The 24905-nt window shown below is 55.0% G+C and carries 21 protein-coding genes; 13 read left to right on the forward strand and 8 right to left on the reverse strand.

Annotated features, from left to right (window positions below; translation table 11 throughout):
* Window positions 1–5: 5 nt before the first annotated feature.
* On the reverse strand, window positions 6–1988 hold the full coding sequence (locus ACR3ZL_RS00940; protein WP_473649757.1) for a sodium:solute symporter family transporter: 1983 nt from the start codon (window positions 1986–1988) through the stop codon (window positions 6–8).
* Between the two features lie 144 nt (window positions 1989–2132).
* A complete protein-coding gene (gene purB, locus ACR3ZL_RS00945) occupies window positions 2133–3563 on the reverse strand; it encodes an adenylosuccinate lyase (protein WP_473649756.1) in 1431 nt (476 codons plus the stop codon).
* Window positions 3564–3711: 148 nt separating this feature from the next.
* On the opposite strand from purB, the gene ACR3ZL_RS00950 reads away from it, so the two are divergent.
* Complete coding sequence (locus ACR3ZL_RS00950; RefSeq protein ID WP_473649755.1) at window positions 3712–4317, forward strand: lysophospholipid acyltransferase family protein; 606 nt, start codon at window positions 3712–3714, stop codon at window positions 4315–4317.
* 24 nt (window positions 4318–4341) lie between these two features.
* Window positions 4342–5322, forward strand: a complete 981-nt coding sequence (locus ACR3ZL_RS00955) for a RodZ family helix-turn-helix domain-containing protein (protein WP_473649754.1) — start codon at window positions 4342–4344, stop codon at window positions 5320–5322.
* Between the two features lie 22 nt (window positions 5323–5344).
* On the opposite strand, the gene ACR3ZL_RS00960 is transcribed toward ACR3ZL_RS00955, so the two are convergent.
* Complete coding sequence (locus ACR3ZL_RS00960) at window positions 5345–5932, reverse strand: hypothetical protein (RefSeq protein ID WP_473649753.1); 588 nt, start codon at window positions 5930–5932, stop codon at window positions 5345–5347.
* Window positions 5933–5960: 28 nt separating this feature from the next.
* On the opposite strand from ACR3ZL_RS00960, the gene ACR3ZL_RS00965 reads away from it, so the two are divergent.
* The 4 genes from ACR3ZL_RS00965 to ACR3ZL_RS00980 all read left to right on the forward strand — a co-directional run bounded on the left by ACR3ZL_RS00965 (window position 5961) and on the right by ACR3ZL_RS00980 (window position 7629).
* The gene (locus ACR3ZL_RS00965) at window positions 5961–6197 is read left to right on the forward strand and encodes a hypothetical protein (RefSeq protein ID WP_486173145.1); all 237 of its coding nucleotides are present in this window, start codon (window positions 5961–5963) and stop codon (window positions 6195–6197) included.
* A gap of 239 nt (window positions 6198–6436) precedes the next feature.
* Complete coding sequence (locus tag ACR3ZL_RS00970) at window positions 6437–6625, forward strand: hypothetical protein (RefSeq protein WP_473649751.1); 189 nt, start codon at window positions 6437–6439, stop codon at window positions 6623–6625.
* A gap of 34 nt (window positions 6626–6659) precedes the next feature.
* A complete protein-coding gene (tsaE, locus tag ACR3ZL_RS00975; protein ID WP_473649750.1) occupies window positions 6660–7247 on the forward strand; it encodes a tRNA (adenosine(37)-N6)-threonylcarbamoyltransferase complex ATPase subunit type 1 TsaE in 588 nt (195 codons plus the stop codon).
* A 49-nt stretch (window positions 7248–7296) separates the two neighbouring features.
* On the forward strand, window positions 7297–7629 hold the full coding sequence (locus ACR3ZL_RS00980; RefSeq protein ID WP_473649749.1) for a hypothetical protein: 333 nt from the start codon (window positions 7297–7299) through the stop codon (window positions 7627–7629).
* 14 nt (window positions 7630–7643) lie between these two features.
* Here ACR3ZL_RS00980 and ACR3ZL_RS00985 read toward each other — a convergent pair whose 3' ends face one another.
* Complete coding sequence (locus tag ACR3ZL_RS00985; protein ID WP_473649748.1) at window positions 7644–8996, reverse strand: VWA domain-containing protein; 1353 nt, start codon at window positions 8994–8996, stop codon at window positions 7644–7646.
* 91 nt (window positions 8997–9087) lie between these two features.
* Here ACR3ZL_RS00985 and ACR3ZL_RS00990 point away from each other — a divergent pair, with 91 nt between their 5' ends.
* Complete coding sequence (locus ACR3ZL_RS00990; RefSeq protein ID WP_473649747.1) at window positions 9088–9996, forward strand: rhomboid family intramembrane serine protease; 909 nt, start codon at window positions 9088–9090, stop codon at window positions 9994–9996.
* Window positions 9997–10035: 39 nt separating this feature from the next.
* On the opposite strand, the gene lepA is transcribed toward ACR3ZL_RS00990, so the two are convergent.
* The gene (gene lepA / locus ACR3ZL_RS00995) at window positions 10036–11832 is read right to left on the reverse strand and encodes a translation elongation factor 4 (RefSeq protein WP_473649746.1); all 1797 of its coding nucleotides are present in this window, start codon (window positions 11830–11832) and stop codon (window positions 10036–10038) included.
* Between the two features lie 201 nt (window positions 11833–12033).
* On the opposite strand from lepA, the gene ACR3ZL_RS01000 reads away from it, so the two are divergent.
* The 3 genes from ACR3ZL_RS01000 to ACR3ZL_RS01010 are packed head-to-tail and all read left to right on the forward strand — an operon-like array spanning window position 12034 to window position 16002.
* Window positions 12034–13698 (forward strand): cation:proton antiporter domain-containing protein, encoded by a 1665-nt coding sequence (locus ACR3ZL_RS01000; RefSeq protein ID WP_473649745.1) that lies wholly within the window; start codon window positions 12034–12036, stop codon window positions 13696–13698.
* Entirely contained in the window at window positions 13691–14611 is a 921-nt protein-coding gene (locus tag ACR3ZL_RS01005; RefSeq protein WP_473649744.1) for a fructosamine kinase family protein, read from the forward strand. Before ACR3ZL_RS01000 ends, ACR3ZL_RS01005 begins: the two co-directional genes overlap by 8 nt.
* Entirely contained in the window at window positions 14608–16002 is a 1395-nt protein-coding gene (locus tag ACR3ZL_RS01010; protein WP_473649743.1) for a hypothetical protein, read from the forward strand. The genes ACR3ZL_RS01005 and ACR3ZL_RS01010 overlap by 4 nt, the downstream gene beginning before the upstream one ends.
* Here ACR3ZL_RS01010 and ACR3ZL_RS01015 read toward each other — a convergent pair.
* Window positions 15999–16754: a hypothetical protein gene (locus tag ACR3ZL_RS01015; RefSeq protein WP_473649742.1), complete on the reverse strand. Its 756-nt coding sequence runs from the start codon at window positions 16752–16754 to the stop codon at window positions 15999–16001. The genes ACR3ZL_RS01010 and ACR3ZL_RS01015 overlap by 4 nt on opposite strands.
* Window positions 16755–16945: 191 nt before the next feature.
* Between ACR3ZL_RS01015 and ACR3ZL_RS01020 the strand changes: the two genes are divergently transcribed.
* Complete coding sequence (locus ACR3ZL_RS01020) at window positions 16946–19393, forward strand: S8 family peptidase (protein ID WP_473649741.1); 2448 nt, start codon at window positions 16946–16948, stop codon at window positions 19391–19393.
* Window positions 19394–19454: 61 nt separating this feature from the next.
* Here the strand turns inward: ACR3ZL_RS01020 and ACR3ZL_RS01025 are convergent, their stop codons facing one another.
* Both ACR3ZL_RS01025 and ACR3ZL_RS01030 read right to left on the reverse strand, forming a co-directional pair.
* Window positions 19455–19760, reverse strand: coding sequence for a hypothetical protein (locus ACR3ZL_RS01025; protein WP_473649740.1), 306 nt, complete (start codon window positions 19758–19760; stop codon window positions 19455–19457).
* A gap of 73 nt (window positions 19761–19833) precedes the next feature.
* Window positions 19834–20631, reverse strand: coding sequence for a 3-keto-disaccharide hydrolase (locus ACR3ZL_RS01030; RefSeq protein WP_473649739.1), 798 nt, complete (start codon window positions 20629–20631; stop codon window positions 19834–19836).
* A 212-nt stretch (window positions 20632–20843) separates the two neighbouring features.
* On the opposite strand from ACR3ZL_RS01030, the gene ACR3ZL_RS01035 reads away from it, so the two are divergent.
* The gene (locus ACR3ZL_RS01035; protein ID WP_473649738.1) at window positions 20844–22658 is read left to right on the forward strand and encodes a SulP family inorganic anion transporter; all 1815 of its coding nucleotides are present in this window, start codon (window positions 20844–20846) and stop codon (window positions 22656–22658) included.
* Window positions 22659–24526: 1868 nt separating this feature from the next.
* Window positions 24527–24700, forward strand: coding sequence for a hypothetical protein (locus tag ACR3ZL_RS01040; protein ID WP_473649737.1), 174 nt, complete (start codon window positions 24527–24529; stop codon window positions 24698–24700).
* Window positions 24701–24905: the final 205 nt, after the last annotated feature.

Consider the following 24905-nt stretch of genomic DNA (forward strand, 5'->3'; position numbering starts at 1 on the left):
CGTGATTACCAGAAGATCCCGTAAAGGGCGATGGTCGCAATCACGACACCGATGCCAACGAATTTAGCACCGGTGGAAGTTTCCAGTTCAATTTTGTCATTGACTGGCAATACGACTGGGACCTTCATTGGCTTGACCAAGGTCAGGATAATCCCGGCCAACAGGACGATGAAGAAGCAAATCGCCATGCGGTCCAGGAATGCGATTTGGTCGGCGTACCACCAGCCATTTTCCACCAAGATCGGACCGAGAATCCACTTGAAGGCTCCATAGGCCACCACATTCAAACCGATACCGACGGCACCGAAGTAACGAGGCGTTCGTGGAGAGAAGAAACCAAAGATGAACACCGCCAAAATCCCTGGCGAGATGAACCCTTGGAACTCTTGGATGTAAGCGAAGATGCTTTCAAAGTTATCCAGTTTCGGAGCCACGATTCCGGCCAGGATCACGAACAAGACGACGAAGAATCGGCCGACTCTAACGAGTTTGTGTTGATTGGATTCGCCGGTGAATTTGGCATACAAATCCATCGTCGCAATTGTCGACGCCGAGTTAAGCATCGATGCCAGCGAACTGATCACCGCACCACACAAGGCCGCCAAGACAAACCACGATATCATGGGATAGGGCTTAATCAGGTTCCTAACCAGAACCGGGAAAGCGGAGTCGTAATCGTAGCCGCGCAACATGACACCGGACGATGTCGCGTTGGCGGTTTCGTTGGCCAAAGCAGCACTCGCAAGGTCATTGATGCTTGTTGCTTGTGTCGCGATGTCAGCGGCAGGGTCGAATGTTTCCGAGCTGCTTGCGACCAGTGCATTTTGGGTGAAGACTTTCATCGCCAACTCAGGTTGCATTTCGACGAAGCTTTCATCAACAGCAAAGACGGTGGTTGCTTCCACTGCATCGAATGCCGCAATGTTCTTTTCGGCGGCACCCGAGTGGAGGTCCGCCGAAAACAGGTTGAACGCAAGTATGCCTGGGATGACAACTAAGAATGGGATCAATAATTTGAGCAGCGCGGCAAACACAATCCCCTTCTGTCCTTCGGCGAGCGACTTCGAACCGAGAGTTCGCTGCACGATGTATTGATTCAAACCCCAGTAGAAAAAGTTGGGGATCCATAGGCCGATCATCAGTGCGGTCCAAGGGATGTCCGAGTCTTCTTTAGGGCGAACCATGTGAACCTTACCGCCCGAACCATTGGGTCCGTTACGAACTTCCGCTTCACCGTCGACTCCATCGTTGAGCAACATAAAGCGACGCCAAGGACCGGCCTCTTCCAATTGAGCAACGGACGCGTCGGAGTTCGCAACCTTGGTTTTGAAAAGCTCCTCGGCAGGCGAGGTTGCTAGTTTGTCAAACGCCAAGAACATCACGATCGCACCGCCGATGATCAGTGCCGCACCCCAAATCAGGTCAGTCCAAGCACACGCTTTCAAGCCACCGATGAACACATACACGGCGGCAAAGATGGCAATCAACCAACACATCGAAGTCAGGTTGTTCAACACTGGAACTTCGTTGTAGTACTCCGAGACGAACTTCGCACCGGAGAAAATGACGGACGAGGTCGTCACGAAGACCAACGTGACAATAGCCGGAATCGCCATCGCCAAGCGAGCCACGCCATCAAAGCGGTACTCCAAGAATTCAGGAATCGTATACAGACCCGCCTTCAAGAACTTAGGCAGGAACCAGAACGCGACAAAGATCAGCGTCACCGCCGCCATCCATTCATAAGACGCGATGGCCATTCCCAACCAGTTGGCCGACGCACCGGACATCCCAACAAACTGCTCGGTCGAGATATTGGCCGCGATCAGCGAAAAACCGACCAACCACCAAGTCAAACCGCGACCGGCCAGAAAGTAATCTGACGCATCGTTGGACTCGTCCCCATCATCCCCCTTACTTTTCCAAATGCCCAAGGCAATCACGCCGACCACGGCGATGATGAAAAGTGCAACCTCAAGAATGTTCATGGCGACCAGTGGGGCTAGAGAAGCTGAATGAAAAGTAGTGTCCTCAAGATCGTACCCGAGGGGACGTCGTACAACCTTAATCGATTTGATCCGCCAGGTTAAACCGATGATGGGCTTGGCAACCGACGGAGGTGGAGTTGATTCCTAAAGAATGCTGCCAGGACGGTAAGCAGCGGCGTTTGGGTTGCCTTCGACCAACTTCGCGATGCGATCATTGACTCGCTGAACTTGATCGACGGCGTTTCCGATGAATTCAATCGGGGCGCCAATAGCGGCCTTCAACGCAGCAGCATCGAACGGAATCCGATCATCGGCGGCAAGACGCTCCAGCAGATCGTTGTCGTCTTGACCCGTTTCACGCATCGCCAAAGCGGCCGCAACAGCGTGTTCCTTGATCGTTTCGTGCACCGCTTCGCGACCCACACCCGCCTTCACGGCCGCGACCAAGATTTTGGTGGTGGCTAGGAACGGCAAATAGCGTTTCAGTTCGCGATCGATGACTGCTGGGTAAACGCCGTAGTCGACCAACACAGTCAAGAACGTTTCCATCTGGCCATCGATTGCTAGGAACGCATCCGGAATAGCGACGCGACGAACCACGCTGCAACTGACATCGCCCTCGTTCCACTGGTCACCCAACAAGCCGCTGACCATGGTTAGATAACCACGTAAGACAACGTTGAAACCATCGATGCGTTCGGCCGAACGGGCATTCATCTTGTGCGGCATGGCTGACGAGCCGACCTGTCCCGGCTTGAAGCCTTCGGTCGCCAGTTCAGCGCCCGCCATCAAGCGAAGGGTTCTGGCAAAGTTGGCCGGTGCTGAAGACGCCTGAACCAATGCGGACACCACATCAAAGTCCAGCGACCGAGCGTAAACCTGCCCCACCGAATCAAGCACGCTACCGAAGCCCAATCGCTCGGCAATGGTGGTATCCAACTTTTCCAGTTTGGAATTGTCGTTTTGAAACAGATCCAGCATGTCTTGCTGAGTACCAACAGGCCCCTTGATCCCTCGCAGCGGATATCGGGCGATCAACTCATCGATACGCTGGTGCGCGGTTAGAAGCTCTTCGGCGATGTTGGCGAAACGCTTGCCAACGGTAGTGACCTGAGCCGGCACGTTGTGGCTACGGCCAGCGATCGCAAGCTCAGCAAACTCGGCTGCTCGCTCGCCCACCAATGACAATGCCGTCACGATCCGGTCACGCACCAAGCAAAGTCCATTGCGAATTTGCAGTTGTTCGACATTCTCAGTCAAGTCACGGGACGTCATCCCTTTATGGATATGTTCGTGGCCGGCCAAAGCATTGAACTCTTCGATTCTTGCTTTGACGTCGTGCTTGGTCACTCGTTCGCGTTGGTCGATGGAGTCGAGATCGACCTGATCCACCACGGCTTCGTAGGCGGCGATGGCCGATTCATCAATGTCCACACCCAAAGTTCGCTGGGCCTGCATGACAGCGATCCAGAGTCGACGCTCTTGGATAACTTTGGCTTCGGGGGACCAAATTTCGACCATCGCGTCGCTGGCGTATCGGGCGGCGAGAACGTTAGGGAGCAGCGCTTTTGTCATGAATCGGCAACGGTGAGGGCTTCGAAAAAGTGAATCCGAACGCGGATCATAGTCAATCGCCCCCTCGAATCGAAGGGATTGATGGTGCTTGGCTACACCTCGGTGTCTCCAGCTACTCCGCTTCGCGATCGGCAGCTAAACTGGCGGCATGACATTGACTAGCCACGCGATCGTTCTGCTGGCGAAGTTGTTCAGTGGTTTCACGGTACGGTGGGTGGATTGCCAGCCGGATACTTGCCAACGGATTTACTTCGCCAATCACACCAGCCACCTCGATGCGGTGGTGCTGTGGTCGGCGCTACCCAAAGAGATTCGGGCGTTGACGCGGCCTGTGGCAGCCAAAGACTACTGGAGCGGAGGCTGGATAAAGCCCCACATGGCCCGCAGTTTCAACGCTTTGCTGATCGACCGAAAAGAGATCAAGGTCCACAAAAGCCCGATCGACAGCATGATTCGGCAAATGGAGGACATCTATTCGCTGATCGTCTTCCCCGAAGGTGGACGCAGTGCTGGCGAAGAAATGGGCCCCTTCAAAAGCGGGCTGTATTATCTCGGCAAGAAGCGGCCCGACCTGGAATTGGTTCCCGTCTATATGGAAAACCTCAATCGCATTCTACCGCGAGGCGAGGTGCTGCCAGTGCCGTTGCTGTCCTGCATCACGATCGGAGCTCCCATCTTTTTGGAAGCGGGTGAACCCAAGATGGAGTTCCTGAAGCGAGCTCGACAAGCCGTTCTGCAATTAAAAGACCAGTAAGTACTTCGAAAGAGTTCGCACAGCATGTCCAACGACCCGTATTCCCAATCGCCCGAAGCGTCCCGCGATCCGTTCGCCCAGCAAGGCAATCCGTCGCAATCGCCATACGACCCCAATCAGCCCGCGGGCTACCATTCAGGCCAGAATCCCAATGGCCCTAACGGTTTCGGGGGCCCGAACTCCAATATTCCGCCCAAAAAGACCGGTCTGGGTTGCTGGTTCTGGGGATGCCTCGGCACGCTGACCTTCGCGCTGTTGGCGATGGTGGCAATGGGCTTCGGGACCTATTGGTACCTGTCCAGCCAGGTCACTAAGTACACCGACGAACAACCCGCCGAAATCCCGGTTGTCGAATTAGACGAAGCCGAAATGCAGGCACTGCAAACTCGCTTGGAGACGTTCACCAACCAAGTGAAGGCCGACGACAGCGACAATGCAACCAACAACGTCGTGCCGACTGATTCGACCGCAACCAATCCACCAGCAGCCAATTCACCAGCAGCCAGTGGCGACGAATCACCATCGCCAGATATCCCACGTGAAGCGGAAACGGCCGAATCGCCCGAAGCGACTAGTACCCCGAAGCCGGTTAGCCCACCGAAAGTCAAAGAACTGGTGCTAACATCGGACGAGCTGAACGCCCTGATCAGTGCCGAAGAAGAACTTCGTGGTCGGGTGTTTGTGAAAATCGAAGACGGGCGTGTGTTCGGAACCATCAGCATTCCGACGGACATGATTCCCGGCGGATCAGGCCGCTACTTCAATGCCGACGGCGAATTCGACGTCTCGATGAAAGACGGAATCTTGGTGGTTCGGCTGGTCGATGCCAGCGTCAAAGGCGAACGGATTCCAGATGAAATCCTTGAAGGGTTCTCGCAAGGCAACTTGGCTAAAGACGCGTACAAGGACGCTGAGAACGCCGAAATGCTCCGGAAATTCGAAAGCATCGAAGTCCAAGACGATTCAATCATCTTGAAACTCAAGAGTCCTGAATCGGATCAGTAGCGACTCTACCTTCGTCCTTTGCTTAGTAGTTTCGGATGTAAACCGGAACTCGGAATACTTGACGATTGGGGTAACGACTTGATGTTGTCGGGCTTGGATTCCAGCTCGGACGCAAAGTCGGCGAACCGGCCCAGCGAGCTGCTTCCAATCGAGCAATTCGGCTGCGAGTTTCTTCAAGAGCTCGGGCCTGGCGGATTTCCATCGGGTCCACTGCTGGCCGAACCACGCTCGAACCTGGACGGTCCACAAGTTTGAAGTCCGAAGGGCTGCGAACTTCTTCACTGCTGCGAGGAATCATCGCTGGCGGTGTGATCGAGCGAGGCTTGTTTTCCGTTGAACGAGCAGTCTGATCCCGCTCGGCACGACGCTCGGGGGATTGAGCGATCCGGACGGTATCTCCCACCTGTACTTCATCGCCAAAGGGCATTTCGTCGTCTCGAAGCGAATTGCTTGTCCCCAGCTCCTCATCGAGATCGGAAAAATCAAACCGAGCGTCGGTGGGACGTTGGAACAGGTCATCCAGTCCTTGAGCCCCCGCGGGTGCAGCCCAGGTGGCGGCGGAAGCAGCGATAACGGAAAGGACAACAAGTCGGACTGAGCTGATATTCATCACATTGGGCCCAAGAAGATAATGGCGTGTGATGGTCGTATCGGCTGACATCGGTATCCGTCTGAACGCACCGATCGTATTTCGAATTCCAAACGATCAGCTTGGTCCGGTCGTTCAGCTCACACTGACTTTGCGGGCCACAGCCGCCAGTTCGACGGGGATCACTCCCACTGCATCGCTGCTCGCTTTTCCAGCAACCAATCCAGGTCGTTTGACTGAGCCCGAAGGCGAAACCAACGTTGAATTGGGAATCTACAGCAATTAGGTAAGCCGTGATCCGCCGCAGATACCGCTCGCAATGATGCGTTTTGTCGATCGAACGCGAAACGTTGAGAAATTTGACCAAGAATCCCCTGCATGAGGGTGCAAATTGAAGCGACTTTGTTAATCTTAAATGTAGTTTCGCAATTCCAACCAACACACGACTATCCGGCGAGCTGCCCGGACTCGCCAAAATTGCGAACCACACCCACCTACTGACAGTTTTCCTCAGGAGTCACTTCCATGACCAAGTCCATCCTTTACTCCGTCTTCGCTCTGGCATTGTTGACCACCACCGTCGGTTGCCCACCACCAGCACCAACCGCTGATGTCGACACCGATACCGATACAGCCGCAGTTGTTGACGACAACATGACCGCAACCACCGAAACTCCTTCGGACAACGTGACCGCGACCACCGAAACTCCGTAATTTGAACGGCTGTTTCCGCGACATACCCACCGTCGTGAAATTGACGTCGGTGGACCTTGTCGCTTTGAAAATCTTGACCGACACGTTGGTTTCCAACCCGTGTCGGTCTTCTTTGGTAGTGGGTTTAGTCGGCACTTTGGGTGCCGGCAAAACCCGTCTATGCCAAGAACTCGGTCGATCGTTGGGAATGCAATCCGGCGAAATCACGAGCCCCACGTTCACGCTAGTGCGAACGTATGAGGTGCCCGCACCGACCCCTGATCAGCCCCCCGATCCACCATCGGCAATTCCAACCGATGGTAACGTTGCGGCAAGCACTGCGTCGAGCATGATGCCTCGCCGGTGGCACCACCTTGACGTGTACCGCGTCGCCGACGAAGACGAATGGTGGGAACTCGGTATCGAAGAACTATGGGACCAGGACCAAACCTGGACCATTCTGGAGTGGGCCGATCGATTTGAATCGTTGATGCCGGCCGATACGCTCTGGATCGAAATCCTTGCCGCAGGATCCGAACAGGCCGATCAACGGGAAATCGTCTTCCGGTGTGCTGACCCCGAACTGACCGATTGGCTGGGCAGGGTTGAGCGAGAGTTCACCGCCAGGCAACTTGCTCGATAAAAAGCTGTGATTCCACTGGCCGGTACGCTCTGGCGACCTACCTTTGGGTATGAAATGCCACGAGCTAGCCGAACAACTCGCCCAGGATCGTCCCGATCTGTCACCGGTTGAGATCGCGCGTCTATGTTTGATCCTGCTTAATGGTGAAAGCGATCCAGCTCGACTGCAGGATCCCAAGGTCAGAAACCAAGCTTGGCAAAGCGCCTGTTTCCGATTTGAACTAGCGACAGATCAACACACTGCGGTCGCCGATGAAGTGGACCAAATGTTTGGCGACACGCCCGTCGAGTTTTCGCCTGACCAACTTTGGACACTCTCCCGAGCGGTCAAAGTACAAAGCCAAATGCTTGAGCTGTTCACCGAACAAGTCTCGCTGGCTTAATCGCTAGTCGCTCACTACGGCACCTGGCGAAACTCACCGCCGGTTTCATCGGCTAGTGTTCGCAAGAAGATCGCCGTATTGCCAAGATGCCCGATCCCGATCGTGTGAAATTTCAGGTGCCGCGTTTGATTGCGACGAACGATCCGATCGATGATTTGGTCGGGCCGTTTGACCTCACCGAACGTCGGTTGCCCGTCGGTTAACATGAACACCGCTTCGAGCTGATCATCAAATTGGGTCGCCTGCACTAACGCCCCATAGGTATTGGTCTTATCACCGGATCGCACGCGTTCGATGAATGCGGTTGCATCGCGTTTGTTGTCTTTGGATGCCGGAATCAATTCGTCACGGTACAGATTCACCGTGGTATCAAAGATCATCAACCCAAACTCGGTATCGTCAGACAAACCGTTGATGGTGCGGACCAGTTCGGCCTTCGCAGCCTGCAACCTTGTGCCATAATGGGCCGGTTCATTCATGCTTCCCGAACAATCAATGATGAACAACATCCGCGCGGCCGTCAGGTCGATTCCATAGTACTGGCCTTTCACCAACTTCGGCCGATCTTGCGAGGTCGACGATACCGCTTGCAGCTTCAGCCCACCGTCGCCCGGATCGGATTCGGCCGGTGGTTCGACATCCAAATAAACTCGATCGAGCAGGGCACTGATCGGGTGCGCCGCTTGCCATGTATCCAGTTCATCCGCATCCCCGTCGAAGTCACGGATATCGACTTGGCCCAATCGCTCAACAACCTCATGTCGAAGTTGCCCATCCAGTTGTCCTGCCAATCGCCCCAGCAATTCGATAGCTCGTGGATGGTGCAGATTGGCGATTGATCGAATCAGCGCAAATCGGAACGCATATCGCTGCTCGAAAACGGGACGCTTGATCTGTTCGGCGAGTGAATCGATTGCCTCATCGAGCCCCAACTTCCCGACTACGTCCATCGCGGTCATGGCAATGATCGGATCGGAATGCTTCACGGCATCAATCAACAGCGGCGCTACTTGTGGCGATGGACTAACGCTGACCACCCAAAGCAGATCCGATACGCTGCCCAGTTCGCTTTCGATCTCGGCGGGATCCTGATTACCGATCTCGTCAGCTCGCTGCTGCATCAGATCGCGAGTCGCTCGAATGACGACGTCGATATCGCGGTGCAAGTCCTCTCGTGCCACCGAGAGTTTGGCGATCATGTTGCTACGAGACTTGTCGCTACGGCCGGTCAAAATCCGATGCAATCGTCGTTGCGCTGGCGTTTCGATGACCGCGTCAGGTGACTCAGCCCCGCCCCGACCTAAACCAAGGCACGACAAAACGACAATTAACCCGCCAATGAAAACGCTCTTTCGACGAATGAACACTTCGGTGGACTCCCCCAAGACCGGATACTTGCCTCTAATCTAGCGTTTAACTGTTTCCGTTTGGCAAATTTCGTTCAGAGAACTCAATCGAATGACCCTTCCTGCATCGAGCCGGTCATCGGTATTCGAGTCCCGAAGCCGTCACGAAAGCTCAGAGATGCGGTTGGTTTTGGAATCCGTAGGGATTCCTGCGGTATTGACGCAACACGACGGCCAATGGCAAGTCGAGGTCGGCAGCCCCAACCACGACCGGGCCCTGGCGGAACTGGAAGCCTATAGTTTGGAAAGATCCAGCGATTCGGTGGTGGCCCAGCCTCGACAGCTAGTCTTGGCGGGTGCCGGTTGGGGCGTCTTGGTGTACGTGCTAACGCTGATCTCGATCGACCTGCTGGCACGTGTGTCCGCATACGGATGGCCCTGGGAATCCGTTGGCCGATTGCGGGCAGGCGATGTGATGAGCGGCCAAATCTGGCAAACCGTTTCGGCGTTGACACTACATGCCGACACCGGCCATTTGGCGTCAAACCTATTGTTTGGATCCCTCTTCGGGTTCCTGGCCGGTCGTATTTTAGGTGGTGGATTGGCTTGGCTGACCATCGTCTCCGCTGGTGCCCTTGGCAACACATTCAATGCCATCATGCGGCACGCCGACCACAGCTCCATCGGTGCGTCCACCGCCGTGTTCGCGGGCTTAGGATTGCTCGTCGCTCACGCGATCGTGCCTCGACCGGGGTCGCGACAAAACGCCCGTGAGCGATACATGCCATTGATCGCCGGCGTCATCATGCTCGCCTATTTGGGCACCGAAGGCGAACGAACGGACGTGTTAGCACACGTGGCCGGATTCGTCGCCGGGTTGTTAGTCGGCTGGCTCGCCTGCCGCGTCCCCGAACGCTGGCTCGCGAGTACCACTTTCCAGTGGGCCACCGGGATCACAACCCTCGCATTGATTGCCGCAGCCTGGACAGTGGCGATTGTTACCGGTACCCAATCATCGTGACGGATTCACGACGGCGATATCAATGCCAAACTCAAACGGCTAATCCTTGTCCGCTCGCAGGACGGAGATGAACGCTTTTTGAGGGATGTTGACGCTGCCGAATTGCTTCATCTTGGCTTTCCCCTTTTTCTGCTTATCAAGCAGTTTCTTCTTACGCGAAATGTCACCGCCGTAACACTTCGCCGTCACGTCTTTACGAAGCGCCGCGATGGTGGCTCGCGCGATCACGGTTCCGCCGATTGCACCTTGAATAGGAATCTTAAATTGGTGACGCGGAATCGCCTCGGCCAGTTGTTCGCAGTAATGCAGTGCACGAGCTCGTGATTTATCGCGATGGACCAAGTACGCCAGTGCATCGACTGGTTCACGGTTGACCAGGATGTCGACCTTGACGATGTCCGTCTTTCGATACTCGATCGGCACGTAATCAAACGAACCATAACCTCGAGTGATCATCTTGAGTTTGCCATAAAAATCAAACAACACTTCGCCCAACGGCATTTCGCTGGTCACCTCGACCCGACCGGCCGACAGGTAGTTCATTGTTTGACTTTCGCTGCGGTGTTCCCGGCACAACTCCATCACCGGCCCGACGTAGTCTTCGGGAATCAGGATCTGTGCCCGAATGTAGGGCTCGCTGACCGAGTCGATTGTCGAAGGGTCAGGCCAGTTACTTGGATTGTCGATATCCATGGTTTGGCCATCCTTGAACTTCAGCTCGTACTTCACCGAAGGAGCTGAGATGACCAACCCGATATCGAATTCTCGCTGCAACCGTTCTTGGATCACGTCGAGATGCAACAGTCCCAAGAAGCCACAACGGAAGCCAAAACCGAGCGCAGCTGAACTGTCTTTTTCGTAGGTCAACGCGGCGTCATTGATCGCCAGTTTCTCGAGCGCCTTGGTGAGGTCTTGATACTCATCGGTGCTCATCGGATAGACCGACGAAAACACGACTTGGCGAGCGGGCTGGTAGCCTGGGATTGGCGCATCAGCGGGATGATCGACCAGCGTGATCGTGTCACCAATCTCGATATCTTGCACCGACTTCACACCGGCCACAATGTAGCCCACTTCACCGGCGGTCAGCTGTTTCTTGGGCACCAACTTAAATTGATTGTACCCCAACTCGTCGACGGTGAAGTCACGCTTGGCGTGCATGAAGCGGATATCGTCCTTGGGCTTAAGCGTGCCTTCGATCACCCGGCACTGCAGGATCACGCCACGGTACTTGTCGAAAAACGCATCAAAGATCAGCGCCTTCAGCGGTGCCTTGGGATCGCCGGTTGGCGGTGGTAAATGTGTGACGATTCCTTCCAAAACGTCTTCGATGCCCTGTCCCGTCTTGGCGGAAACTGGAATCGCGACGAATGGATCGAGCCCCAAATCCTCGTCGATCTCCTCACGAACCCGCTCGACATCGGCCGCCGGCAGGTCGATCTTGTTGATCACCGGCAGCAGCTCGAGGTCGTATTCCATGGCCAGATACAGGTTGGCAACCGTTTGGGCCTCGACGCCCTGGGAAGCGTCGACCACCATCAACGCGCCCTCACAGGCCATCAGTGAACGCCGCACTTCGTGGGAAAAGTCGACGTGCCCGGGCGTGTCAATCAAGTTAAGCTGGTAGTCCTGGCCATCACGAGCGGTGTAGCTCAGGGTGACCGTGTTGCTCTTGATCGTGATCCCTCGTTCCCGTTCAATGTCCATCGAATCGAGCATTTGATCGTGAAATTCCCGCTGGCTGATACCATTGCAGGATTGAATCAAACGATCGGCCAGGGTCGATTTGCCGTGATCGATGTGGGCGATAATACAAAAGTTGCGTATTTGTTTCATACGTCGTATAGGACGAAGGTGAACGGGACCGGTTTTAGCGGCAGGATACTCTTTCGGAGGGTTTTTGGCGAATGCCGTTAACAGGGAAGAATCTGCCTCTGTTTTGCACCTCCGCACAGCGTTGTCTTTGAAGTCCTTTAAGGCGGTCAACTTGCTTAGAAAATATGTCGTGAACGATCGTCCGCAAGCGGCACTGCCTCAATGACAGAAACGCTCGTCCATGACCTGCTGCTGATTCTGGCGGGTGGCCTGCTCGCTTCGCTCATGTGTCGGCGGCTTCGTTCGTCGGTGCTGATTGGCTATTTGCTGGTCGGGGTTTTGCTCGGCCAGGGAGTCCTGGGCTGGGTCCAGGATGAACATCACCAACTTGAGCACTTCGCAGAATTGGGCGTATTTCTGCTGCTATTCTCGATCGGACTCGAGTTTTCGATCGATGACCTCCTACGCCTCGGGCGTCATTTTGTCGTCGGCGGTTTCGTACAAATGGTGCTGGTCATCGTCCCGGTTGCGGCTGGATTGATGTATTTGGAGATGCAGTGGCGGCCGGCCGTTTTGATCGCCACCGCGATCGCGTTCAGTTCCACCGTTTTGGTCTTCAAATCGCTCTCCGAATGGGGGCAATCCCAACAGCCCCACGGCCGGCTAGCAATCGGAATCCTGCTTTTCCAGGATGCCACCTTGGTACCGCTGTTGTTGCTGATGCCCATGTTGGCGGGCGACGGGGAGAATACCGAAGCGTCCCAGTACGCATGGATGTTGTTGGTGTCGTTGTTTTTCGTCGCCAGCATCGTCGTCTTACGAAATATCCTAGCGAAGTGGGTAATCCCTCGGCTCGCCGGCTTCCGCAGCCCAGAAATCGTGGTCCTGTTCACGCTCGTCTCGCTGGGCGGGTTCACGTTAGCGGCCTCCCAAGTCGGGCTGCCACCCGCCGTTGGTGCGTTCGCCGCCGGATTGATTTTCAACGGCAATCGCTGGACAACGCAAATTGACGCCTTGTTCTTGCCCTTTCGCGAGACGTTCTCGGCGATCTTCTTTGTCGGCTTGGGACTGATCCTGGATCCAAGATTAATTTGGGAACAACCGTTGTTAATGGGAGCGGCTTTGGGAGCGGTGATCGCGATTAAAACGGCAGCCGCTTCGGTATCCCTATTCCTGACCGGACTGTCATGGCGAAACTCCTTCGCGATGGGAATTGGACTGGCGCACGTGGGTGAGTTCGCTTTCGTCGTGGTCTTGATCGGACTGGAATCAACCATCCTTACCGAGCTCCAATACCAGCGAGTCGTTGCCATTTCCGTCGGCTCGATGTTGCTAGCACCAGCCCTTTTGCAGGCCGGCTTGCGGATGATTCGCGAAACACGCCAAAACGATGTCAAGCAATTGATTACAAGCTCGGCTGATAATGCGAATTGCCGGGCCATCGTCATCGGTGCCGGACCAATCGGAACCCGTGTGACGGCTCAACTCGAGACGATGGGCAAAGACGTGTGCTTGATCGACTTCAGTCCCATCAATCTCCATTCCTTCACCCAGGCTGGGTTTCGAACCGTCGCCGGTGATGCCAGCAATCCACAAATCTTGGAGTTGGCCGACGTCCAAGGTTGTTTGGTTATCGTGATCTGCGTCCCCGACGATCGAGTAGCGTTGCGGATTTTGAAAACCATTCGGCGAACCAAGACGTCAGCCAAACTCATCGTTCGTTGTCGGTATCAATCCAATGTCGCCGTTTTGCGAAAAGCCGGTGCGGACTCAATCGTGACCGAAGAAACCGAAGCCACGCTGGCTTTGCTACGAACGTTGGGCAACTTCACCGAAAGCGAAACGCCGGCAGCGGATCCAGTCGGAGCAGACGTGAACCATGACTGAATCGATCACCGAAGCGTTGGCAACACTCTTACCGGACGCCTCACGGTTTCAGGTTCTTGGTCAGGTCGGTGGTGGGTGCATCAGCCAAGCGTTTCGGGTATCCGCCTTATCCATTAACGACGAGCACAATCACGACAAACCCAAGAGCTACTTCGTTAAGCAAAACGATGCCACCTTCCTCGACAACTTTCGTGCCGAGGTGGACGGGTTGAAAGCGTTAGCGAAAGTGGCATCCGGTGTGGACGGATTACACGTTCCCGAACCCATCGTTGTTGAAACGATCGGACGACATGCCTATTTGATACTTGAATGGTTGGAAGCATCGGATACCCCGATCTCACAACACCAGTACGGACAAATCATCGCTGCGTTCCATCAAGCCGGCTCAACCAATCAGATCGGATATCCATCCGACAACTACCTCGGCGCAGCACGTCAAATCAACACCCCGGCGATGACGTGGAACGACTTCGTTGCCGAACACCGGCTTCAGTGGCAGTTGAGCCAAGCGACTCAGTCCCACCGTGCTTCAGACCGATTGATTCGTGATATTGAGGCAATTATTGATTGCCTGCCCGACGTGCTGTCCGGGCGAATCGACCAAACCTCGCTGTTGCACGGTGATCTGTGGAGCGGCAACGTCCTGTTCACCGATGACGCCAGCGTCACGCTGATTGACCCCGCTGTTTATCACGGTTGCCCCGAAGCGGAACTGGGAATGATCCGGCTATTCGGGGGTGTGGGTCACGACTTTTATGCAGGTTACAACTCCGTCAGCCCGCTTCCCAACGGCTGGGAACGTCGTTGCGACATCTACACACTGGTCCATCTGCTGAATCATCTGAACCTGTTTGGCGGAAGTTATCTCAGCCAATGCGAACAGATCGCGACTTCGATTATGATGGAGCGATGAATTTGATTCACCACTTCTTTCGATCCGAGTGCCTTTCCTTCGCAGCGATCTTGCTGTGTTTCGGGATCAGCCTGGCACCGACCCAATCGATCCATGCGGACATGCTGACCCGCGAAGGTGTTCATCTGCGGTTAACCAGCGACGTCGCCGACGAAGCAACGTTGACCGAATTCGTCAGCTCGTTTGATGCGGCGGTGCCTCAATGGTGCGAGTTCTGGGGCGTGCCGGTGGATCGCGTCCAGGGCTGGAAGATCGACGGTTACTTGATGCGGAACGAAGAGGCGTTTCGTTCCACGGGCGTGTTACCGGCCAGCGTGCCTGAGTTTCGTTATGGGTTCGCCTCCCCTGCAGCCGTCTGGGTTCACTACCAATCAACGACCTATTCCAACCGGCATCTGATCCTGCATGAAGGCGTTCACGCGTTAGCGATCAAGCTATTCAACGGTGGCGGCCCGAGTTGGTACATGGAGGGCACCGCTGAATTGCTGGCCACCCACCGCGATCGGCAAAGCAATCTCAACGGCCGTCCGGCTGGCTTGTTGGCACAAACATCGGATCAATTCCTAATCAATGATCTTCCCCGAACGCGTCGGGAATCACCGATGTGGGGTCGGTACCGGGTAGTCGACGAAACTCGACAGGCGAAACGATTGCCAACGCTGGCAAGCGTGATGAAGTTGCCAATGAATTTGGCGGGCGATGTCGAGTCTTACACTTGGTGCTGGGCGGCCGCGTTGATGTTGACCCACTATCCCGACACGCGAGATATCTTCGTCCAAGCGGCTCGCAATGGAGCCGATCAAACACCGGCCTTCACGACCAAGTTCTATCGCGAGCTTCAACAACAATGGCCCGTCATCCGAGCCCGTTGGCAACTCTGGCTGAACGATCTTGAATATGGTTTTGACCCGAAATCAAGCCGCGTCGAATTGTCGGTGGACGATCCTCGCTACAACAAGACTCGTCTTACCCATGCGATTGATGCCAGACTGGGTTGGCAATCCGTGGGCGCCTGGTTCCCTAAAGGCACACGACTACAAGTTCGCGGTTCGGGAACCTGTGTAATCGTGAATGAGGAATCCGTTGCAAGCGAAGTCGACAACCCGGGTCAGCGACGTGATTGGACCAGTGGTCCCGAGGGCGTGACGGTGAAATACCATCGTGGGCATCCAATCGGACAACTGCAATGGTGCGTCTTACCCATCCCCAGCGGACAAGACAACAAACTCACCTCGCTGGAAATCGGCGGCGTATCCGGCGCCGAAACCTCAACCATCGAAGTCAAGCAACCCTCGTGGCTGCTATTTCGAATTCACGATGTCCCCGGCCAAGACGGGCTATACCAACGATCCGACAACCGAGGTTCGTACGAGGTTGTCGTCGCTCCTTAAGCGGCGCGGCGAGTGGTACTCGCGGCACTGCGTTCAGCCCATTTGCCTGACTCGTTGCTCAACACGATACTGCTATCGTGAAGCACCTTCACCAATCGCTCGGCAAGCGCGTCGGCTTGTTCGGTCGCGACCGCAGCGTCAATCAGAACCACATCCATCCGGCCCAGCCGATTGGAAACGCTTAACAGTCCACGCGAGACGGGTTCAGGAAAGATCACTGGACGAACCAGCAAACCGCTGAGTTGACGGTGGTAGTCGCGCATTGCCACTTCACCGTTACCCATTTCAAACTCGTCAATCACAGCAGCTTTGATCGCCAGCGATTGCGGGTCCGCTTCGTTGGCCAAAGTCGACAAGATAGCGGGCATCCGAGAACCATCTCCCACGCCAATTTCCAGAATACTGGCGGGCTGATGTCGCTTCAGAATCTTCAACAAGGCGTCATGCTGGCCTTGCGAGACCATCGACAAGACCCGCCGCAACGGCGCAGGTGCCGTACGGGCTGGCGCGGCGACCACCGGAGTTTTGGTCACCGGCGCACTGGACGCTTGCTTTTTCGAGGTCGTTTTTGCCGCGGTCGTTTTCTTGGCTACAGGAGCCTTTTGCGGCGCTGCAGTCGCTCGAACCGGTGCCTGGACCGCTTGAGTCGTTTCCACGCTCGCGACTACCGCTTGGGCGGTCGCTTCGTGGGTGGAAGTTTCTTTCTCGGCGGAACGGCCACACAAAGAATTCCAAAGTTTTTTGAGTGGCATCGTCATCTCACCCTGAAATATGGCTCCACGGACATCGGAGTCAGTCCGCGTTGCCTACGCGTGCCGCCTGACTGATAGTTTCATTCGGTACAACCGCTCTGTGAACTCGACCAGGAATAAGGAAGGTTCGATTAGGTAAAATCGGTCATGCTTTCGGGAGCCTCCGCGAGAATCATGACCTAAGCTTCGGCATGAAAACTGATCCAAGCGAACTGGACGCTTCGCCAGCGGCAATCGAAAACTGTGAACCAAGATTGGCACTTTCAGCCAGTTTCATGGGTGCGTGGCTGGCTCCATTGGCGGATCCGACCCAAGATCACGCCGTTGACGACGCCAACAGCACCCCCGCGATCGACCCGGTAGAGTTTTTGCCCACCTGCCCGGCTACTCCTGCACTGACGACCGCCCCGATCGCAGTCGCGAACCAAGCGTTCAACGACCTGCCGATTGCCGCCGCGATTCTGAATCCCGCCGCACCGCTCAATTCGTCAGCATCACCGACGACCGGATCCACGCTCGATCAAGCGTTCGCACAATCCATTCTGAACACCGATCCGAACGGCGATGGTGATTCGCTTCTGGACCAAGCCGCACGAATTGGCTCAGGCAGCGGACTGGACGGCTACGGACAAACGATTGCCGTGATCGATTCCGGTATCGCTTACGACCACTACGCTTTCGCGAACGAATCAGGCCAAACCGGATTTGGTTCGGGCTACCGAGTCGTCGGTGGCTGGGACTTTGCTGAAAACGATGCCGACCCGTATGACGATGCCCCCTCGGGATACCACGGATCTCATGTCGCCGGACTGGCCGGTGGGATGACCGAAACCATTGAAGGCGATACGTTCCGCGGAGTCGCACCGGGCGCCGACTTAGTCGCTTTGCGTGTTTTCGATGATGCTGGCAACGGCAATCTGGCTTGGATCGAACAGTCGTTGCGATGGGTGTACGACAACCAAGACTCGTTTGAATTCCCCATCACTACCGTCAACCTATCGCTCGGTTCGGAACTGACGGACGCCAATCGCGACTACGCCTATGGCCTCCTCGAAGACGAACTACAACTTCTATACGAAGACAATATTCTCGTCTTCGCCGCTGCCGGCAATGGGCAAGTCAAACTATCGCCCGATGCCGATGACCTGATGTATCCCGCATCGAGCAGTTGGGTATCCGCCGTCGGTTCCATCGACACCAACGGTAACCTCAGCGGATTTTCACAGCGTGCCGATGACATGTTCGTCGCCGAAGGGCAGCAATTAGAAAGCAGCGTGCCCGAGCACGTTCTTGGCTACGATGGATATGTCAACGATTACACCTCGTTGAGCGGCACCAGCATGTCCAGTCCTCAAGTCGCGGCCGCATCGGCGATCGTTCGACAGGCCATGCAAGAAGCGGGCATCGAAGCGACCTCGCAAAGCATTCTGCAGCGCATGCAAGAAACCTCGGTGGAACGGATTGATCCCACTACCGGCGTCTCCTACCGATCACTCGACTTAGAAGCTGCTATTGATTTCGGCACCAACAACTCAAACAATCCCGACCCGGGTAATGAAGCTGGTGAACCGATTCCCGATCCAGTTCAAACAATCACGGGTTACGACGGCGGCTCGGGGACAGACAACCTGGAACTCGACTTACGCCAGATCCTGTCCGGTGATGTGAATGCAAACTCACCGATGCTGACGGATGCCAGTGGGCAATACCAGATCAGCATGGACAACGGCACCATTGTCATCGATGCCGGTGCCGGTTCGGACACGCTCCAGATTTTCGGATCAACCGGTAACGAGCAAATCACACTGCGTCCCACCACTGGTGCCAATGCGGGTTCTTCCACAATCGCGTTTGCCGGCGGGGTGATTGAACTGCGCGGATTTGAAAACGTTAGCTTCATCGGCGGAGGCGGCGAAGACCGAGCCACGCTTTATGATTCCGACGGCAACGACGAGCTACGTTCATCCCAGAACGAAGCGTTGCTTAGCGGCGTCGGATTCCAGTTTGAGCTTGAAGCGGTCAAAAAACTATACGTTCATGCCACCGCCGGCGGTAGCGATACCGCACACCTGACCGATACCGAATACGACGACCAATTGGTCATCCGGCCGCAATTCAGCTCGATGCGGGGCGGGGATCATTTTCAAGCCGCATTTGGTTTTGAACGCGTCTTTGCGTATGCCGAAACCGGTGGCAATGACCACGCCGACCTAGGCGACAGTGCGGGCAACGACATCATGTCGATCTCGCAAACTCGATCGTTGATCAGCAGTTCCGGTTATCGCGCCAGTGCACTGGGATTCGAGAGTGTAGAAGCGACCGCGTCGCGTGGCGGTGACGACACCGTTCGTATTTATGTTGATGACCCGAATGGAACCTGGCATGCCAGCGAATCATTGACCCAGTGGTCCGGTGCCGATGGAACCAGCCGCATCGCTAGAGGCTTTGAACACAGCCAAGCGTTTGAGAACTATGAAGCGGTGCCGATCGGATCCAGCTCAGTGGCGACGAACCCGTCCGCCCTGGCGTCAACACCTCTCGCCGCGGCCCCAGCGATGACAACCAACGCCAGTGATCTGGAACGAGAAAACGACGAGCATCTTCGCGCTCTGCGAATGTTGTTTGAAGAGCTCGCGTAAGCCTTCCCGGTCAGCCTGACGCGTCATACGCCTTAGAAAATTGCTGATACTCCGGTGCCGCTCAACTCAACAAAATGACAAAGGCGATCGCACCGAGTAAAAAGCTCACTCCCAAATAGATCGCGATCCCCCACCGGTTCGAACCGCCGGTTTTTCCGTTGTAGGCACGACCGCAACGAGTGCAGCGAACGTGCTTGAGCAGCTTCGGCCCCAACACCCCGCCCCACCAAGTCATCCCAACCATCTTGGCCGCGATCTGACCACAATTCGGACAGGCCACATAACGCCCGGCATCTTCCGGCAACGGCTCAGCAACTGCGGAGTCAGTCGTTTCAGGAGCCTGGTAGGGATTCGGTTGATCAGACATTGCAATCACTCCGTTGCAATACGAGTTAAAGCGAGCAGGTTACTATCGAGATCGTCGCCAACATACATCTGGGTTATGGCAACTCTCGCACCCAAATATTCTTGAAGCGGATCGGGCTGCCTTCGGATTCCAAACACAAATAGCCCTGCGACGGTGAACAGTCTCGGCCCCCGGACACCTCGACACCGTTCACCCACAAACGGATCTCACCATTGATCCCGCGAATGTAGTACCGGTTCCAATGGCCACTTCCATGAGTGGTTTGCTGAGTAGGGAAGCTGCGAGATCCATTGGGCGAGAGAGGCTCAAAAGGTTTCATCGAGGATTTCCCCACGGCAAAGACATCGCCGTTGCTAGTGAACCAAGTCGGTTCCTTCCCCGACCTTTCACGATATTGCCTCGCGTAGTCATGGTCGAGCATCTGAATTTCGATTCCGCTGTTGGGCAACTTGTTAGGTGGCAGCCCTTCCAATGCGGCGGCGGGAACCCAGGCAAAAACGCCTGAATTGCCTCCTGGCTTGAGATGCATCCAATCGATCACCATCTCGAAATTGATGTACTGTTTCTTGGTCCGCGTCACTCCGATCGGTGTGCCACTACCCAGTGCCTCATACCCCGTGGCTTCATCCCCGCTGAAGACGAGTGTGAGATCGTCCCCGTTGACCCGTTCAAAATCACCAGCCCCAAGCTGATTCCAGCCAGCCGACTGAGGATCGAAAACGGTGATTTCCAAAGCCGGAGGTTTCGTTGCCGGTGTCTCCGTATGATCCGAAGTCGGCTCCTGACCGGTGGCAGCATGGGCCATGACGATCACAAACATCAACGCGCCGGCTGGGAATGCTTGAAATTGTAGAAAACTTCGCTCAGTCATCGGTCATCACTAATTTAACTGTAAACAAGATTCTTCGGCACTTAGCGACACACTGTATCCCATTAGCGGCGTCTGATGGCGCACAAGAATCATCGTCTCGACACCAATGCCGAATATGGCCAATATTCCAGCAATGCATTCGTCGTTGACCGTCGACGTCAGACTATTACTATCCGACGTCTGCATTCCCCATTCACACTCAATTTAGCCACATGCTTAATTTTTTTCGTCATCAGTCCAACTCGATTAAGAACGATTTACTATCTGGACTGACCGTCGCACTGGCACTTGTTCCCGAAGCGATCGCATTCGCATTTGTCGCTGGTGTATCGCCGCTAATCGGTCTGTATTCAGCGTTCTTCATCGGTCTCATTACAGCAATCGTCGGTGGCCGTCCGGGCATGATCTCGGGAGCAACCGGAGCGATGGCTGTAGTAGTGGTTTCCTTGGTAGCCGAACACGGCGTGGAATACCTATTTCCAACCGTGATCCTTTGCGGGTTGCTGCAGATCGCGGTGGGAACCGGCCGGCTTGGGAAATTGATCCGAATGGTGCCGCACTCGGTGATGCTGGGCTTCGTCAACGGCCTCGCCATCGTGATTGGATTGGCCCAACTGGGAAGTTTCAAAACACTCTCCGAAGCAAACGAATTGGTCTACCTGAACGGTTTTCCCCTCGTCGTGATGCTCGCCCTGGTTGCTTTGACGATGGGCATCATCTACTTCCTGCCCAAGATCACGACCGCGGTTCCAGCATCGTTGGCAGCGATTTTGACGGTGACCTTGTTGTCCGTCGCGATCAACTCGTCGATGACCCAACCTGGCGAAGAAAACCTACTGGCCACCGTTGGTGACATGCTTCGCACCAATACGAAAGCCGCGATGGCGGTTGAAGCGAATGCCAAGGTGGACATCGACACGATGGCAATGACAACGGATAGCTCGTCGATGACTTTGGTCAGCGTTCAATCCAATACCGAACTGAAAGCCGATGCCCTCGACCTCGATTTCGCTGACACGCCTTTGGTGAACCCCAACATCATGGGGTCGGCACCACAAACCGCCGACGCCCCCACGCCCGATGGCGACGCAGACGAGGTGGCATCAGGTATCAGTGGCGGATTGCCCGTCCCGTTTTTCATGGAATACGAGATGGTGCCCATGAACCTCACCACCCTGAAGATCATCTTCCCCTTCGCCATCATCCTATGCGGTGTCGGACTGATTGAATCGCTGATGACACTGACGTTGATCGACGAAATCACCGAAACTCGTGGTCAGGGCAATCGCGAATGCATCGGCCAAGGTGTCGCCAACCTTGTGTGTGGTTTCTTTGGTGGTATGGGCGGTTGTGCGATGATCGGACAATCGCTGATCAACGTGAACTCAGGCGGTCGCGGCCGACTGTCGGGGATCGCGGCAGCGATTAGCTTGCTGCTGTTCGTTCTCTTCCTTGCACCGTACATCGAGCAAATCCCCATGGCCGCGCTCGTTGGCGTGATGTTCATGGTTGTGATTGGAACGTTCGAATGGGCATCACTGAAGATGTTCCGTCGCATGCCTCGCAGTGACATGTTTGTGATGGTTCTGGTTGCGGCCTACACCGTGTTCATGCACGACTTGGCATCCGCCGTGATCCTTGGTGTGATCGTTTCGGCATTGGTCTTCGCATGGCAACACGCCACACACATTGCCGCCGACGTCCAGATCAATGAATTCGGCAGCAAAGTCTATCAGCTTCACGGCCCACTCTTCTTCGCCTCGGTAACGTCGTTCAAAGACATGTTCGACGTCGCGGGTGATCCAGACGACGTCGTCATCGACTTCTACTACACCCGCGTCTATGACCAATCCGGTCTCGAAGCTATTAACACTTTGGCGGAAAAGTATGGTGCCGCTGGCAAGAAGTTGCACCTTCGACACCTCAGCCAAGAATGCCTGATGTTGCTCGACAAAGCAGGCGATCTGGTTGAAGTCAATCTAAGTGAAGACCCGAACTACCACATCGCGACCGACCGCCTGGGTTAGGGGCAATGCATTCCGAGAAGCGGCTTCGCAAGTCAGAAGCCAAACAATACTTCGGGTCGAGTCCGTTTGATCTTGTCCTTGATTTCCGAAGACAAATCTCGGGCCCAAATGCTGGCCGACTGAAGTCTTGGAAGCACACGGTCGTCCGCCAAGACCTCCAGACAATCGCCAATCACTTAGCCGAAGTGAAATTCACCAACCCATGAGCCAAGCAATCGCTTTGCAAGTGTAGAACGATTGTCCCCAATCGTTTGAGCTCATCCGATCGCGCACAACTCCCAAGCGATTGGGACAATCGCTCTACAATGAAGACATGCATTCACGATCTCGATCAGGTCGGAATGCTCTGGCTGAATCATTCCAGGTCGATGCCACGAGCCAGCGACGAACCTCAGGCCCCATCGGTTTGGAACGCTCTCGAAAAAGCGTCCGCGTACTTTTAGCGTGCCCACACAAAGACAATTGAGCCCAGGAACCTAATCCTATCCGCTTTGCAGAGTAGAACGATTGTCCTCAATCGTTTGAGCTCATTCGAACGTGAGCAACTCCCAAGCGATTGGGACAATCGCTCTACAATCAAGTTGTGCATTCAGACTCTGGATTAGCTCGGCACCCGCCATGCACCAAGATGGTGGGTAATCAACAAAGGCCGGGATGCTCTGGCTGAACTAGTCCAGATCGCGACCACGAGCCAACGATGAACCTTAGGCCCCATCCCTGTTTTGGACGATCGCGAAACAGCGTCCGCGTACCTTTCACGCGCCCCCCCCACAAAGACAATTGAGTCCTGGAACCTAATCCTATCCGCTTTGCAGAGTAGAACGATTGTCCCCAATCGTTTGAGCTCATCCGATCGTGTGCAACTCCCAAGCGATTGGGACAATCGCTCTACAATCAAGTGGTGCATTCAGACTCTGGATTAGCTCGGAACCCACAAAACACCAAGATGGTGGGTAATCAACAGAGATCGAGATGCACTGACTGGAATAGTCCAGGTCGATGCTATGAGACATCGACTAAACGCGAGTCTCATTAATTTTGAACGCTCTCGAAAAAGTGTCCGCGACCCTTTTTCTCTCGCGAGCTGGTTGTCGACATTGCAGTGTGCGAATTTCCCAATCACCGGGCAAGCTCAGCTTTCGATTGCCATTCGCCAATAAAACTCATCGATAATCTTCCGGACAACCCCCACCGGCGTCGGACACCAGAACGCGGCTTGCCTGTTGTCAAAAGAGCTGGAAAGAGTCCGCATGTCTTTTCTAGCCTACCGGTCGATAAAACCGGTGCGCGAGATCACGTGGATTTGGGAGTGGAGGTGTGTTTGACCGAAGCGGATCTGGGCGAATCGGAATCCGCATGGGCCGATGCAACTCGGCAAGAAGAAAATGCTCTCACGACATCCAAACCGAAACGATGATGAACAGGAAAGCAGCGAGGGCGAATGTGAATATTAGCCCTCCACAGCCAATGGAACTGTCGGATCCACTCACATCGCCGAAAAGATCGAAGTCGTCTAGCAAGGTACTGACTCATTGGTGGATGGAGCGAATGGCCGATGTCAGTGAAGGCCGATTTATTTTAACCCTCAACAGTTGACGCGGTCGCTGCCGACGAGAAGAGGTCCTCGGAAGAACTGTCGATTCTCGCTGCTTCGATCAGTCAGAACCGTCTTGTCAGACCGATCCGACTGATCTTCCCACCTTGAAGTTGGGCAAACCAACCTGGCGAACGATTCGTGAAACTCTTCCTGATTACGGCACCGCTATCACAGGTAAAAACCCACGGCTGGCTATTCACTCCCCTAAGTCAAAGCGTTTCGTATCTTCCGACTGGCCTTCGACCGAATTGTCCTCGGCTGCTTTGGATCCATGTTGGCTGTTAAGGATCACCTGTCGACATTCTGGACAAAGCGAGTCCAAATCACTCGGCCAATTTCCTACGGACTCAATGCGATGCGTTGGTTCCAGGAAATGAAAGAGACGACGACACTGCTGGCAATTGTTGAACGGCATGCTTCCATGGTAGCGGACTACTTGCCGTGAGATAGTTGTTCATTCGAATCGCTTGGATTGAATTAGCCGCCATTCTCCGATCTCCAAGCAGCAACGCCCTTTAACAATACTTATGCAACTTGGAAGGATTTCCAGCTCGCTGAAGTTGGACAAACCGATCAGATTTCACGGCAGCCTAGATTGTTGTCGGCGCTGGACACCGAAGCGACTTAGTTGGGTTCATATTGCTGCACCG

The organism is Rhodopirellula sp. J20-39 (assembly GCF_057365095.1).

Bases quoted from the DNA above. Each gene is read 5' to 3' on its own strand.
- ACR3ZL_RS01035 (WP_473649738.1), top strand. From the start codon at position 20,844: ATGCTTAATTTTTTTCGTCATCAGTCCAACTCGATTAAGAACGATTTA.
- ACR3ZL_RS01010 (WP_473649743.1), top strand. From the start codon at position 14,608: ATGAATTTGATTCACCACTTCTTTCGATCCGAGTGCCTTTCCTTCGCA.
- ACR3ZL_RS00960 (WP_473649753.1), bottom strand. From the start codon at position 5,932: ATGAATATCAGCTCAGTCCGACTTGTTGTCCTTTCCGTTATCGCTGCT.
- ACR3ZL_RS01030 (WP_473649739.1), bottom strand. From the start codon at position 20,631: ATGACTGAGCGAAGTTTTCTACAATTTCAAGCATTCCCAGCCGGCGCG.
- ACR3ZL_RS01015 (WP_473649742.1), bottom strand. From the start codon at position 16,754: ATGCCACTCAAAAAACTTTGGAATTCTTTGTGTGGCCGTTCCGCCGAG.
- ACR3ZL_RS00980 (WP_473649749.1), top strand. From the start codon at position 7,297: ATGAAATGCCACGAGCTAGCCGAACAACTCGCCCAGGATCGTCCCGAT.
- ACR3ZL_RS00990 (WP_473649747.1), top strand. From the start codon at position 9,088: ATGACCCTTCCTGCATCGAGCCGGTCATCGGTATTCGAGTCCCGAAGC.
- ACR3ZL_RS01005 (WP_473649744.1), top strand. From the start codon at position 13,691: ATGACTGAATCGATCACCGAAGCGTTGGCAACACTCTTACCGGACGCC.
- ACR3ZL_RS01040 (WP_473649737.1), top strand. From the start codon at position 24,527: ATGTTGGCTGTTAAGGATCACCTGTCGACATTCTGGACAAAGCGAGTC.
- lepA (WP_473649746.1), bottom strand. From the start codon at position 11,832: ATGAAACAAATACGCAACTTTTGTATTATCGCCCACATCGATCACGGC.
- ACR3ZL_RS00955 (WP_473649754.1), top strand. From the start codon at position 4,342: ATGTCCAACGACCCGTATTCCCAATCGCCCGAAGCGTCCCGCGATCCG.
- ACR3ZL_RS00940 (WP_473649757.1), bottom strand. From the start codon at position 1,988: ATGAACATTCTTGAGGTTGCACTTTTCATCATCGCCGTGGTCGGCGTG.
- ACR3ZL_RS01000 (WP_473649745.1), top strand. From the start codon at position 12,034: ATGACAGAAACGCTCGTCCATGACCTGCTGCTGATTCTGGCGGGTGGC.
- purB (WP_473649756.1), bottom strand. From the start codon at position 3,563: ATGACAAAAGCGCTGCTCCCTAACGTTCTCGCCGCCCGATACGCCAGC.
- ACR3ZL_RS00970 (WP_473649751.1), top strand. From the start codon at position 6,437: ATGACCAAGTCCATCCTTTACTCCGTCTTCGCTCTGGCATTGTTGACC.
- ACR3ZL_RS01025 (WP_473649740.1), bottom strand. From the start codon at position 19,760: ATGTCTGATCAACCGAATCCCTACCAGGCTCCTGAAACGACTGACTCC.
- ACR3ZL_RS00950 (WP_473649755.1), top strand. From the start codon at position 3,712: ATGACATTGACTAGCCACGCGATCGTTCTGCTGGCGAAGTTGTTCAGT.
- ACR3ZL_RS01020 (WP_473649741.1), top strand. From the start codon at position 16,946: ATGAAAACTGATCCAAGCGAACTGGACGCTTCGCCAGCGGCAATCGAA.